Origin of the sequence: Leeuwenhoekiella marinoflava DSM 3653, from assembly GCF_900129005.1 — a bacterium.
Lineage (GTDB): Bacteria > Bacteroidota > Bacteroidia > Flavobacteriales > Flavobacteriaceae > Leeuwenhoekiella > Leeuwenhoekiella marinoflava.
Map to the genome: position 1 here is coordinate 207,345 of NZ_FQUN01000003.1, position 14,616 is coordinate 221,960.

A 14,616-nucleotide genomic window follows, 5' to 3' on the forward strand; every position below is an offset into this window, starting at 1 on the left:
TTTTGCTTTGGAAACCCTTTTTTTGTTTCAGAAATTTTTAATTTCTAAATGGGTAATTTCACTGTTTTAATTAAAGAAAATGATGAATAATTTAGAATATAAAGTCAAGCATATTGCTTCTCAGTCCTTAGCGATTACCAGGAGATGTGATGCTAAACAATGGTCTGTTGCAAACACGCTAGAAGATTTTGTTTCACCTTGGGATCTAGCACCCATAAAGCCTATTGCTTTTAGAGCCTTATACGATTCAGAATACTTTTATTTTAGTTTTAACGTACAAGATGGAGCTGTGTTTACCGAACTCAAAGATGACAGTAAAGCCAGCATTGCAGAATCTGATCGGGTGGAGCTTTTTATGAGAGCGGATTCAAGAATGAGCCCGTATTACTGTTTAGAAATAGATACAAAGCCGCGTATTATGGATTTTAAAGCGATGCCTAATCGTGATTTTGATCTAAGCTGGAATTGGCCAAAAGATCAGATTGAAGTGAAATCTATTGTTCTGAGCGATAGTTTTTCAGTAGCAGGAAAAATCAGTCTAAAATCTTTAGAAGAACTTCATTTACTCAAGAAAGATTCCGAAGGAACGTTTATGGAAATTGGTGTCTATCGCGCAAAATACACTACAGACGATGCCGGTTATAACCATCCAACCTGGATAACTTGGGTTGATCCTAAAACCCCTAGGCCAGACTTTCATATTCCAGAATCTTTTGGGATATTTAGATTTGAATCTTAAACGCCCTTATGTCAATAGATAAACAAAACACTAAAGATCTTACACTTGTGATACTTGCTGCCGGGATGGGAAGTCGTTATGGTGGTTTAAAACAATTAGATACCTTTTCAGTACAAGATGAAACCATTTTAGATTTTTCGATTTATGATGCCATACATGCAGGTTTTACTAAGATTGTTTTTGTAATTCGAGAACATTTGTTAGAAGACTTTAAAGCCATTTTTGAGTCTAAGCTTTTGGGGAAAGTAGCTGTAGCATATGTTTTTCAAGAATTAGACCGCGTGCCCAAAGAATATATTGATCCTAATCGCACCAAGCCCTGGGGAACGGGTCACGCCCTTTTGATGACAAAAGATGTTGTAAAAGAGAATTTTGCAATTATCAATGCAGATGACTTTTACGGACGAGATTCCTTTATAAAAATGGCTGCTGCTCTCCAAGCTATTGATCCCAAATCGTATCAGTTTAATATGGTTGCTTATCAGTTAAAAAATACAATTTCAGAATACGGTTATGTGTCACGCGGGGAATGTACAGTTTCTGAAAATGGATTCTTAAAAGAGGTTACCGAACGCACGCATATCGAGAAAAAAGGAGATGAAATTTTTGTAAAGACTGAAGAAGGTGCTTTAAATCCTATTGATCCTGATACCTTTGTATCCATGAATTTCTGGGGTTTTACACCTAAATGCTTTGAATTTGGCTGGGAACTTTTTAACGAGTTTCTCGAGCAAAATACAGGCAATCTAAAAGCCGAATTTTATATTCCTACTGTAGTGAATGAGATGCTGCGTTCTGATGAAGTAAGCGTAAACGTATTGAGCACGACAGCAAAATGGTTTGGCGTTACTTACAAAGAAGACAAAGCCGTCGTACAAGAAGCGATTCAAAAATTAAAGGACGATGCTATATATCCCGTGAAATTATGGGATTGAACACAAGTCATTTAATTACAGTATTTAATGCATTTAATCATTATTGCACGCTTACTGAAATACAAGAATTTTCCAGCGGTCATATTAACGACACCTATTTAATTCGTACAACAGGGCAGCAATATTTTGTTTTACAGCGTATCAATGCTGAGGTTTTTAAAAATGTACCGGAGCTTATAGCAAACAAGGTCAAAGTGAGTACCCATTTGATTTCAAAACTTCCTGAATTACCAATCGAAGAAAAACACAGACGCGTACTTACTTTTTTACCCACTAAAACAGGCGCTTATTATCACCAAGACGAATTTGACCAGTTTTGGAATTTAACTTATTACATATCCAATAGCATTTCATACGATACAGTAACCAATAAGGAGATTGCCTATGAAGGCGGAAAATTATTTGGAAAATTTATAAGTCAAACCCGTGATTTTGATGCTTCAGAATTGGTAGAGATCATTCCTGATTTTCATAATGTACCGATTAGGTTATTACAGTTTAAACACGCAAAACAGAAAGCTTCCGCAGAACGAATAAGAAAAACTTCCACAGAGAGACTAAGAGTAGAAGCCTTAAAAGAAGAAATGGTGATTTTACAGCATCTTAAGGATGAAGGTAAAATTCCTACCCGAGTTACACATAACGACACCAAAATTTCCAATGCCCTTTTTGATAAAAACGATAAAGGCTTGTGCGTGATTGATACAGATACGGTGATGCCGGGTATTGTGCATAATGATTTTGGCGATGCTATTAGAACCATTTGCAATATTGCTGCAGAAGATGAGCAAGACTTGAGTCTGGTGAAATTTAATGTAGTATACTACGAGGCGTATCTCAAAGGATTTTTAGAAGAATTACGCGACTCGCTATCTGATCTGGAAATTCAGTATTTAGCACGAGGCGCAAAAACGATTATATTTATAATGGGATTGCGATTTCTTACCGATTATCTGGCGGGAGATGTGTATTACAAAACTTCATACGATGCGCACAACTTAGACCGGGCTAAGAATCAGTTTAAACTTATAGAAAGTTTTGAAGAGCAATATGAAGCGATTCTAAAAATCAGCAAAAAATACAGCAGATCATCAATTAATTAAATCACAGAATATGAATTCAAGAAGAAGTTTTATCAAGGGATCAGCAGTTGTGGGTGCAGGATTAACATTAGCTCCTAATCTTGTATTTCCTTCTAATTCAAAACCTGCTGCAGATAAATTAAAAATAGCATTTATAGGTGTGGGGCTTAGAGGAACAAATCACCTCACTAACGCTATGCACAGAAAGGATACAGAGATCACTGCAATTTGTGATATAGACCCAAAACGTATTGATATTGCTTTGGATTTAATTAATAAAGCAGGTCGAAAAAAGCCTTTGGTTTTTGGTAAAGATGAAGATGATTATTTAAACCTTTTGGATTCATCTGAAGTTGATGCTGTTGTGGTTGCGACACCCTGGCTGTGGCATACTAAAATGGCTGTCGCGGCTATGAAAGCAGGGGTTTATGCAGGTCTTGAGGTTTCTGCCTCACAAACTATTGAAGAATGCTGGGACTTGGTAAACACCCACGAGGCTACCGGTACGCATATGATGTTCTTGGAGAACGTAAACTTCAGAAGAGATGTAATGGCAGTACTCAATATGGTTAGGCAAAACGTTTTTGGCGAAATGTTACATTACCGCTGTGGGTATCAACACGATTTACGTGAAGTAAAATTTAATAATGGCAAACAACCTTACGGCGGTGGAGTAGAGTTTGGTGATAAAGGGCTTTCTGAAGCTAAATGGAGAACCAAGCATTCCGTTTTACGTAATGGTGATACCTATCCCACACACGGAGTAGGCCCCATTGCAGCAATGGCCGACATCAATCGGGGTAATCGGTTTACGAGTATGACTGCAAATGCTACTAAAGCTGTAGGCTTGCATAAATATGTATTAGATAAAGGCGGAGCCGATCATCCCAATGCAAAAGTAAAATTCAAGCAGGGAGATGTTATCACTTCTATGATTGAGTGTGCTAATGGTGAAACCATCATTGTAACGCACGATACCAATTTACCCAGACCATATTCCTTAGGATTTAGAGTTCAGGGTGCTAACGGTCTTTGGGAAAAAGATGGAGATCGTATTTACATTGAAGGAAAATCTCAACCACACCGTTGGGATGATTCAGAAGAATGGCTTAAAAAATATGATCACCCGGTATGGCAAAAATATGGAGAAGAAGCCACTGGTGCTGGTCACGGTGGTATGGATTATTTTGTGATGAAATCCTTTGTAGAATCTGCTTTAGCCAATGTAGCTCCTCCTATTGATGCGTATGATGCTGCAGCCTGGAGCGCAATTACTCCGTTATCTGAAGCTTCTATAGAAAACAATGGTGAACCACAAGACTTCCCAGACTTTACAAGAGGCCAGTGGGTTGGTAGAAAGCCTTATGATTGGATGAAAGATGAATATGGTAAATAATTGCAAGAACTTAGAAGTGAACTTATTTGATAATTTTAAAAACCTGATGCTTTTGATGTGTCAGTTTTTTTATTTTAAGATTCCGAATACCTTCATTAAATGCTTTGTGCGTTTGCTAGATTCTCCAGATACGCGTTAAAACTTTCATCATTGATATTGAGTTTTTTGCGTATTCTATATCGGGCAGTTTCAACTCCTCGTGTAGAGATGTTTAGAAGCGGAGCTATCTCTTTATTCGTAAGATTCATTTTTACAAATGCGCACAAGCGTAATTCTCTTTTTGTAATGCCCGGGTCAATTTCTTTAAGTTGATTGAAGAAGTTTTCGTGCACTTTTTCAAAATGAACATCAAAAACATTTAGGTATTCTTCGCCCATTCTATGTTGATTGAGGTTGAATAAAACCTCTTGCAGTCTTTTACGAGCAGCTTGAGTTTTTAATGAGTTTCTAAAATCTTTTAATGCATTAAAAGTGTCTGTAAAAATCTCTTTCTTTTTAACGAGTAACATCGTGTAATTTGCAAGCTCTTTACTTTTTATGAGGTTATCCTCTTCCAGCTGTTCTTTGTGTTTTTTAATTCGAGCTTTGTCTTTTTCTAGTTTAAGTTGTTCAATCTCTAATTCAAGCAATTTTTTTGATTTATGAGCAGCCAGTTTTTCTTTTTGGCGCTCTTTTTCAATTTTTTTATTGACCAATTTTACGATTACAAGTGTAATGCCAAGCAAGCCTATTATGTATAGAATATAAGCTAGAGTTGTTTGATACCACGGGTGTGGAATGATAAAACTTAAAGAAGTTTCATCTGCTGTTTGTCCCATATAATTGCGACCACGCACTTTAAAAGTGTAATTACCGGCATTAGGATGAGTAAACTCTTTAAAGGGGTTTGTAGTCCACGCAGACCAGTCTGTATCTACTCCTTCTAATTTATATTGAAATTCTTTTTGAGATGAAGGGGTCAAACCTGGGGCAGCGAATTCAAATCGTAAGACATCTACAGCATTAGGTAATTGCTCATTATTTTCTAAATTTATAGAGGTTGAGATTTGTTTTTTTCCTTGAACATAAACCCCCGTGATTTTAGTTTTTGCAGATTGAGCAGCCTTTTCTTCAAGATTGTATAAAAAAACACCATTTGTAGCTCCTATTAAAACCTGTTGATTATTCAGAGGTAAGATACTTTCCATACCTCTATTTAAATTTCCTTTAAGGTTTAGAAAAAGGTTTTTTCGCAGTTCACTACCTTGTTTTTCGGTTTCAAAATATCCTACTTCATCATCCTGTACAAACCATACTCTTGAATCTTGTTGTAAAAGTTTACGCGTATTTAATTTGGGGTTTAATACTTTATTTAAAGGTGTATAGGCTGTGAATTTTGAAGTCTCATCGTCAAAAGTATAAATACCGGTATTTGTCGTAAACACAATAGCATCATTATATAGAGCCACATTTACGTTGAATGAAGATTGAAGTCCATTTTGATCTGTATAATGTTCTAGAGCGTATACGCGGTCTAAGCGATCATCTAGCTTGAGCTTATAGACACCTTTGTAACCATGACAAATCCATAAACTGTTTGTAGAGCCTATTTGCAAAACGTCACGGCTAGACTCATCAAAACCTTTAATTTTCTCCTCAAGTTGCCATTCGCTTTCATATTTTAGCGGATATAAGCCGGAGTACCCTGCGGCTAGAAATTGATTTGTATAACCTTTGAGAGGAATTATTTTCCAGATCCCATTTGTACTTCCTATACGCTCTGGTTGAAAGTTATTTAAACGAAAAAGACCTTTGTCGTGACCTATAAGCACATCCCCATTTTGCTGTGTGACAGACCAGGCTTGCCCCTCCAGATCGGGAATTTTTTTGAATCTCAAATCTTTAATTGAGAAATCTTCAGAGTTAAAAGGAGTATAATAAACACCGGTGTTTGTAGCCAGATATAAGATGTCTTCATAAATATAAATGTCTGCAATAGAAGAGTTGTCAAAGAGTTGTGATACCGGTGAATCAAATTCTACCAAGTCTATCCCATTATTCATCAAGGCCCAGATGCGGTTATTTTTTTCTTGAGGATAGATAGCCAGAACTGTAGAGTTGCTTAGTTTATCAAAGGTTGAATGACCAGGGTCTATCTCAAGGGCTCTGTTTAGTTTCAAAATTTTACTAGATAAAGTACCCAGAAGATAATTTCCGTTAAAATAGACGGCGGTTATTATTTGTTCTTGTTCTTCTTTGCGGAATAGACTTTTTAAAAATTGAAGTTGGTGCGTAGATCGGTTTGCTAGAAAGAGTTCACCAGATTTAGTAACAATCAATACCTCCTCTATATTTTGAGAAGGTAGAAAGGCAACGATACTGCTATTGATTATTGAAGTATCAAACTGCTTCTGAAGACTGAAGCTTTCCGGATCAAATTCAAAGATTCCGGTGTTTTGATCCTGAACGTAAAAATGACCATTTACTATACCTGAGTGTAAAAAATTTGCATTAGCTTTTATGTGTGAAGTATTCTTATTAGAAAGAACAGTGAGTTCGCTAAATGATCTGTAAATGATCGTGTTTTTAAAGTCATGAACCTGCCAAAAATTCTCAAGATTTTCAGATTCTATTTCTAGTTCTTCATTTTGGGAGTGGTAATAATAGGTTCCATTCCATTTTTTTTTTACAATTCCTATTTCATTATATCCACCTGCGTGAATTACATTGTTTTCATCTTTTATAAGGCTTCTCACTGTAGAGTGATTGGGTAAAGCCACTTTTTGCCAGCGCTCTCCATCATAAATTAAAATACCGTCATTATTACCAAAATATAGAATTCCCTCTTCACCTTCTGTCATGACCCAGAATTGTCCATCAGCCTCAAAATCATTACGCGTATAGTGGGTGATTTTGGGTATTATCTTTTCAAAAGATTCATTTTTTTGAGCAGAACTTTCAAAATAGAATAGCATTAGTAGTATGACAATCTTCAGATGAAATGAATTTTTTAGGAGTAAATAGTTTTGCATGAAGGCTATTTTGAGTTCTCTTAACAAATTTAATATTTTATTAATTTGTCAAGTATTTGATTTTCAGTTGTAAAAAATTATTTGAAGTATGCCTGACGTATCTGTTTAACATTATGGCGTAATGCAAGTGTAGTGATTTTTTTAAGTACCGCATTATTAGATTATAATTTTGAGCTACATAATTATGACAAGAAAACGTTTTCGTTGTACATGTTATTAAGAATATGATAATGGAAAATTCTCGTCTTAGTTGTTTAACAAACAAATATTTTAATCGAATGAGAATTAAAAACTACTTTTTGGTACTGTTTTTATTTGCAGTTTGCTCCATGAGTGCGCAAGTAAATACAATTACCGGTACTGTACTAGATGCTAATGCAATGCCTTTACCCGGGGCAAATATTCTAGTTAAAGGAACAAGTCAGGGAACACAGACAGATTTTGACGGTAATTTCACTGTTGAAGCCACGCCTCAAGATATACTTATTGTATCATATGTAGGTTTTAAATCTGTAGAACTATCAGTAGGGCAGCAAACTGCTATTGAAATTACTTTAGAAGAAGATTCTGCTGCACTTGATGAAGTTGTCGTCGTAGGTTATGGAACCCAGAAAAAAAGTGTGGTTACCGGCTCTATTTCCAGTGTTAAGGCTAGTGAGCTAGAAAATTTGCCCAATAACCGTATTGAGCAGTCCTTACAGGGTAGAACTTCTGGTATTACAATTGCTGCAAACTCAGGTCAACCTGGTTCTTCATCTACAATACGTGTGCGCGGTATTACTAGTTTTGGTAATAATGAACCTCTTTGGGTAGTAGATGGTGTCATAGTAGATGCAGGTGGTATAGGTTATCTAAACCAGTCTGACATCGAATCTATAGAAGTATTAAAAGATGCTGCTTCTCAAGCCATTTATGGAGCACGAGCTGCCGCCGGTGTTGTTCTTGTAACTACTAAAAAAGGAAAGCTGGGAAAACTGACTGTTAGCTATAACGGTTATACGGGATTATCTGGCCCTGCCAGAAAACTTGATCTGCTAAATGCTACTGAATATGCGACCTTGTTTAATGAAAAATATGCTAATGACTATGCAGGTTCACCTCAAGATTTTTCTTTACCATTTCCTGACCCACAGGGTTTAGGTCAAGGAACTGACTGGCAGGATGTGATTTTTAACTCGAGTGCTAAAAAAGAAAACCACGAGGTTAGTCTGAGTGGCGGTAACGAAGTGTCAACTTTCTATATGTCATTTGGATATTTTGATCAGCAAGGTATTGTTGCCAAAGACATTTCAAATTACAAAAGACAGAATATACGTTTGAACTCTACTCATCATATCAATGATTTTATCACTGTTGGTGAAACGATAGGCTATTCTAATGAAAAAAGTATAGGTATAGGGAATACAAATAGTGAGTTTGGTGGACCTTTAAGTTCTGCCATAAATCTTGATCCTACAACTCCTTTGGTGATTACAGATCCTGCAGTTGCAAATTCTGGTTTATACACTAACCCTGGTGTAGTAAGAGATCCTAACGGAAATCCATACGGAATTTCAAATCTTGTTATTCAGGAGATGGCAAATCCACTAGCTTATATACAAACCCGTTTAGGTAATTATAATTGGTCAGATAACTTTGTAGGTAATGTGTATGTGAATCTTGAATTACTTGAGGGATTAAATCTTAGAAGTACTTTAGGTGGAAAATTAGCCTACTACGGTTCTGAGAGTTTCACACCGGTTTCATTTTTAAATACCTCTTCGGTAGTATCTCAAAACAATATTTCAAGATCAACAAATAGAGGTTTTGGTTGGAATATTGAAAATACTTTATCTTATACAAAACAGTTGGGAGACCATGACTTCACGATTTTGTTAGGCCAGGGTTCTTATTCTGAAAATGATACAAAAGGTGAAACGGTTACCTATAATGATATACCAGTTAACAGCAGAGAAGATGCGGCTTTTATTCAGGTTCCCGATGATCAGATAATTGCGAGTGCCTATATAGGCATAGAGCATCGAGTAACTTCTTTATTCTCCAGACTTAGCTATAATTATAAGGAAAAGTACCTGTTTACAGGTATAGTACGTCGTGATGGGTCTTCTCGTTTTGGTTCAAACAATAAATACGGGTTTTTTCCTTCCTTTTCATTAGGTTGGAACCCTTTAAAAGAAGCTTTCTGGAAAGAAAATGATGTACTTAATCAGTTTAAATTAAGAGGTGGTTACGGAGTTGTAGGTAGTGATGCAATTGGAGATTTTAGATATCTTTCAACAATAGGTGCAGGTCGAAATTATACCTTTGGTAACGTATCTGCAGTAGTTATAGGTAACAGTCCTAATGCACCTGCTAACCCCGATTTAAAATGGGAAGAAACCAGACAGAGTAACATTGGTTTTGATGCACGACTCTTTAATAATCTGACATTGACCGTTGACTTTTACAATAAAAAGACAGTAGGTATATTACAAGATGTTCGTTTACCCGGTTATGTAGGAGCAACAGGCAGTCCTGCAGCAAATGTTGCAGATATGGTAAATAGAGGTTATGATATAGAATTGGGGTATTCTAAAACCTTTGGTGAGTTGAATGTATCGCTTAGCGGAAACCTTTCTTACTTAGAGAATGAGGTAGTATTCTTGGGTAATAACATCGATTTTTTATCTGGAGGTGCCGGTTTTCAGTCTAGTACCTATCCCATTACCCGAACAGCCGTAGGAGAAGCATATAATTCATTTTTTGGTTTCCAGACCCGCGGGGTTTTTCAAAATCAGCAAGAGATCGATTCGTATGTAAATTCTGAAGGTGTGGTTATTCAGCCTAATGCTGTTCCTGGAGATTTTAGATATGAAGACATTGATGATGACGGTTCTATAACTTCTGATGACCGAAAGTTCTTAGGAAGCTCCATTCCAAAATATACTTTTGGTTTAACGCTTAATCTGGATTATAAAAACTTTGATTTATTGGTGTTTTCTCAGGGAGCTGCAGGGAATAAAATTTTTCAGGGTCTAAGACGTCTTGACATCAGTAACGCTAATTATCAGACCGAAGCATTAAATAGATGGACCGGGGAAGGAACTTCTAATACCTTTCCTCGTTTAAGCAATGTTGATAGCAATAACAATTTCACCAACCCTTCTGATTTTTATTTAGAAAAGGGAGATTATTTGAGAATCAAAACGGTTCAATTAGGCTATTCTCTTAACAAAAATGTTATTGATGACATAGGCCTTACTCGTCTGAGAGTTTACTTAACAGGAGAAAATTTATTCACGTTCACAAAATATACTGGTTTTGATCCTGAGATAGGTGGAGGAATTTTTGGAATAGACAGAGGCTTTTACCCACAAGCTATGACGGGTCTTGTAGGTGTTAATATTCAATTTTAAAACTAGAGTTATGAAACTAAAAACAATTTTTTATCCGGCTGTCGGACTTTTTATGGCAGCATCTTTGCTTTCATGTTCTAAAGAATATATAGAGCTGGATCCATTAGGGCAGCCATTGGTAGATAGCTATTATTCCAATGAAAGCGAGGCCTATTCTGGCTTAATCGCCGCCTATGATATTATAGGTAAGCAGTCAAAAAGTTTCGAAAATATGATCACCATGATGAATGCTGGCTCTGATGATCATTTTGCCGGTGGAGGAGGTCCTTCAGACGGTATTGGCATTCAATCTTTTTCTAATTACAGTATAGATGCTTCAACTATTCCGGGGAGTTTCTGGAATGATTATTTTCAAGGTGTCTTTAGAACAAATATATTACTGCAAAAGTTACCTGATGTACCCATGGATGATGCTTTGCGTACACGGTTTACAGCAGAGGCAAAGGCACTAAGGGCATACTACTATTTTGAATTGGTTAGATTATTTAGAAATGTGCCTTTGTTTACGGAACCCATTTTAACCAGTGAAATTTACAATGTAGAGCAAGCAGCACCTGAGGATGTATATGCTCAAATTGAGACTGATTTAACAGAAGCATTACCTGACTTACCAGCACGCATCACAGATTTAGAAAATGAAGCAGGGCGTTTGACACAGGGTAGCGTTCAGGCTTTATTAGGAAAAGTATATCTGTATGAAGGCAAAAATCAGCTGGCTGCACAACAATTAGCTGAAGTAAATGGTACTCCTGGTGGAACGAGTAAATATGGTTATCAATTAGTAGATAATTTTGCTGATTTATTCAGCCTTGACAATGCGTTTAATTCAGAATCTATACTTGAACTTGCAGCGACTAGCCTTGCCAATGTTAATTATGACATTTGGGGTGGTGGTCAAAATGAAGGAAATACGGTAAACCAAATGGTAGGTCCTCGAGGATACTCTGTTACTGCAGGTTCTTCTGCTCCTGACTATGCAGGGGGATGGAGTTTTAATACTGTAACTCAAGGTCTATATGATGTTTTAAATGGTGATCCCAGATTTGATGCTACAATTGCAGATTTAAAAGCATTAGAAGCTGCGGGAGAAGCTACCTATACACCGGGTAATAAAGACACCGGTTACTTCCTTAAAAAATTTATGCCACTTAATGCAGATAAATCTACAGGTGGCGGAAATGTAGAACTTAACTACAGACAAAACGTATACATCATACGTCTTGCTGATACCTATTTAATGGAAGCGGAAGCTCTGGGTGCTTCGGGTGCCCGTGCGCAAGCCTTATTAGATGCTGTTCGTGCGCGCGTAGGTCTGGCTGCGGTTCCTGTTTCTATGGATAATATTATGCTAGAGCGCAGACGTGAACTGGCAGGAGAAGGTCACCGTTGGTTTGATCTGGTTCGTACAGGTAGAGCGGCATCTGTTCTGGCAGACCGTGGGTTCACTGCGGGTAAAAATGAAATTTTACCTATTCCACTTAATGAATTAGAAAATACATTAATCGTTCAGAATCCTAATTATTAATCCAAGCGTTTTAGATATGACATCACAAACTATAAAATCAAAATATATTGGCTTTGCAAGTCTTTTTGTTGCTTTCCTTGGCTTAACAGCTTGCCAGCCAGATGAAGTTACAGATGGTAATGGTCTTAGCGATCCTAATGTAGACGCTTCATTTACGATAGAAGCTGTAAGTGGTGAACCTAACCGTTTTGTATTAGATGCAAATCGGGATAATGTTTTAAAATCACTTTGGAATACCGGAGATGGCTTTTATAGAGGTTCATTTTCAGAAGAAATATTCTTACCAGACGCAGGCACCTATACTATAACACATCAGGCTTATGGCCGTGGTGGAATTATAAACGAAACCTCTCAAGATGTAACGGTTGCAACTTCTGATCCTGTTGCAGGAAACCTAATAAAAGGTGGAGGTTTTAAAAATCAGGCAGATCACGATGAATGGAGCATCTTACAAATTAGTGACTCAGGCACATACTGGACCTTTAATGAAGGGAGTGCAAATGTGGTGGGTTCCGGGTACAATCAGCAAGGTTTATTTCAGCCTATAGAAGTTGAAGCTAATAAAGAATATACTGTAGATATGAAAGTCTTTGGAAGCGGTGCTACAAACACCTGGTTTGAAGTTTATGTTTCTCAGGTACAACCCGTACAAAATCAAGATTATACCGCAGAGGGTCGCAGAATGGGTCTAAGCACCTGGGACGGTTGTGCTAACGGAGCTTTTGAAGGAAAACTGTCTAATGTAGGCTGTGTAGGTTCTGGCAACACCGTGAGCTTTGAGCAGTCCGGCACTGTTTACTTAGTTATAAAAAGTGGTGGAGAAAACTTGGGTTCTACCGGTATTTCTGTAACCAATATTGAGTTTAGAGGAAGTGCGAATTAGTCAAATTATGCAGTATTGGGTATTTATCCAATACTGCTTTTTTTATTGGCACCGCCAAAGGGTTTAATACCCCGAGGCTTACCTCGAAATTGAAAATTTGTTTCTAACGAATGCCTCGTAGGCTTGCCCCGAGGTAGTTTACTCTATAAAAAATTACAGAAAATGAAAACAAATAATAAATTATCTCATACACTTATTTATTTAATGCTAATACTTGCATTTCTGTTAAGTTGCTCCTCTTCTTCTACAGATGAAGAGCTAACGGAAACCCCTGAAAATCCGGAGAGCCCCTCGACACCTTCAGAACCTTCAGGATCTACAAATGATATGGATTTCTGGTTGACTAAAGGTGATCGCAGTGCAGAGTTGGCTAAACAATCAGGTAATTTAAGTTTTGGCTCTAGTCCTAATGGCTATACAAATATAGAGGTAGATGAATCTAAAACCTATCAGACGGTTGATGGTTTTGGGTTTTCATTAACCGGCGGGAGTGCTCAGGTTATTAATGCATTACCAGCTGATAAAAAGCAAGATTTGCTTCAAGAGCTTTTTGGTACAGGTACAAATGATATTAGCATCAGTTACTTGAGAATAAGTGTAGGTGCTTCAGATCTTAATGAAGCTCCATTTACTTACAACGATATGCCTAGGGGTGAAACGGATGAAGATCTTTCAGAATTCAGTATAGAAAAAGATCGTGAAGTTATTGATTTGCTAAAAGAAATACGAGTCATTAATCCGGAAATTAAAATTATGGCCTCCCCGTGGACGGCACCTGTTTGGATGAAAGATAACGACAGCTTTGTAGGCGGAAGTTTAAAGCCGGAATATTATGAGGTATATGCAAGTTACTGGATAAAATACTTAAATGCTATGCAAGCGGAAGGGATAATCATAGATGCGCTTACCCCTCAAAACGAACCTTTACATGGGGGTAATAATCCTAGTATGGAAATGTCTGCTGTTGAGCAAGCAAATTTTATAAAAAACAATCTAGGACCAGCATTGTCTGCAGCTTCAATACCTACAAAAATAGTGGTATATGATCATAATTGCGATAATCCACAGTATCCCATTTCAATCTTAAATGACGCAACTGCTAATGCGTTTGTAGATGGATCTGCCTTTCACCTTTATGCAGGGGATATCGCAGCTTTGAGTACAGTGCACAATGCTTTTCCTGATAAAAATGTGTATTTCACAGAGCAGTACAATTCTTCTCAGGATGATTTTGGCGGAACTTTAAAATGGCATTTAAAAAATGTAATCATTGGCTCTATGCGCAACTGGAGTAAAAATGCTCTGGAGTGGAATTTAGCTAACGATTCTGGATTTGGCCCGCATACAGATGGTGGATGCACAGTGTGTAAAGGAGCATTAACCCTAAATGGATCTACGGTTACCCGAAATGTTGGCTACTACATTGTAGCTCAAGCATCAAAATTTGTACCTGCGGGATCGGTGCGTATAGATAGTGCTATCAAAGGTGATTTACATAATGTTGCTTTTCTAACCCCTAAAGGCAAAAAAGTACTTATTGTTGAAAATGACGGTTCTACTAACCTTCCATTCAATATAAAATATAAAGGTAAATGGGTAGTCACTTCTTTAGATGCAGGAGCGGTAGGTACTTTTATTTGGGAGTAAAAT

9 protein-coding genes are annotated in these 14,616 nt (G+C 37.1%); 8 read left to right on the forward strand and 1 reads right to left on the reverse strand.

Translation table 11 applies throughout. The features are described from left to right. The first annotated feature begins 79 nt into the window (after positions 1–79). The 4 genes from BUB91_RS00995 to BUB91_RS01010 are packed head-to-tail and all read left to right on the forward strand — an operon-like array spanning position 80 to position 4,152. Entirely contained in the window at positions 80–739 is a 660-nt protein-coding gene (locus tag BUB91_RS00995; protein WP_083557796.1) for a sugar-binding protein, read from the forward strand. Positions 740–747: 8 nt separating this feature from the next. Next, positions 748–1,674 carry a nucleotidyltransferase family protein gene (locus BUB91_RS01000; protein WP_073095901.1) on the forward strand — a complete coding sequence of 309 codons (927 nt, stop codon included), beginning with the start codon at positions 748–750 and terminating at the stop codon, positions 1,672–1,674. After that, the gene (locus BUB91_RS01005; RefSeq protein ID WP_073095904.1) at positions 1,665–2,777 is read left to right on the forward strand and encodes a phosphotransferase enzyme family protein; all 1,113 of its coding nucleotides are present in this window, start codon (positions 1,665–1,667) and stop codon (positions 2,775–2,777) included. The genes BUB91_RS01000 and BUB91_RS01005 overlap by 10 nt, the downstream gene beginning before the upstream one ends. Positions 2,778–2,787: 10 nt before the next feature. Beyond that, on the forward strand, positions 2,788–4,152 hold the full coding sequence (locus tag BUB91_RS01010) for a Gfo/Idh/MocA family oxidoreductase (RefSeq protein WP_073095906.1): 1,365 nt from the start codon (positions 2,788–2,790) through the stop codon (positions 4,150–4,152). A gap of 95 nt (positions 4,153–4,247) precedes the next feature. Here the strand turns inward: BUB91_RS01010 and BUB91_RS01015 are convergent, their stop codons facing one another. After that, on the reverse strand, positions 4,248–7,163 hold the full coding sequence (locus BUB91_RS01015) for a helix-turn-helix and ligand-binding sensor domain-containing protein (RefSeq protein WP_083557797.1): 2,916 nt from the start codon (positions 7,161–7,163) through the stop codon (positions 4,248–4,250). Positions 7,164–7,441: 278 nt separating this feature from the next. On the opposite strand from BUB91_RS01015, the gene BUB91_RS01020 reads away from it, so the two are divergent. From BUB91_RS01020 to BUB91_RS01035, 4 genes are all read left to right on the forward strand, one after another. Further along, complete coding sequence (locus tag BUB91_RS01020; RefSeq protein ID WP_073096375.1) at positions 7,442–10,558, forward strand: SusC/RagA family TonB-linked outer membrane protein; 3,117 nt, start codon at positions 7,442–7,444, stop codon at positions 10,556–10,558. Positions 10,559–10,568: 10 nt separating this feature from the next. Continuing rightward, the gene (locus BUB91_RS01025) at positions 10,569–12,083 is read left to right on the forward strand and encodes a RagB/SusD family nutrient uptake outer membrane protein (protein ID WP_073095910.1); all 1,515 of its coding nucleotides are present in this window, start codon (positions 10,569–10,571) and stop codon (positions 12,081–12,083) included. 16 nt (positions 12,084–12,099) lie between these two features. After that, complete coding sequence (locus tag BUB91_RS01030) at positions 12,100–12,966, forward strand: hypothetical protein (RefSeq protein ID WP_073095912.1); 867 nt, start codon at positions 12,100–12,102, stop codon at positions 12,964–12,966. Between the two features lie 162 nt (positions 12,967–13,128). Continuing rightward, positions 13,129–14,613 carry a glycoside hydrolase family 30 protein gene (locus BUB91_RS01035; protein ID WP_073095913.1) on the forward strand — a complete coding sequence of 495 codons (1,485 nt, stop codon included), beginning with the start codon at positions 13,129–13,131 and terminating at the stop codon, positions 14,611–14,613. Positions 14,614–14,616 lie beyond the last annotated feature (3 nt).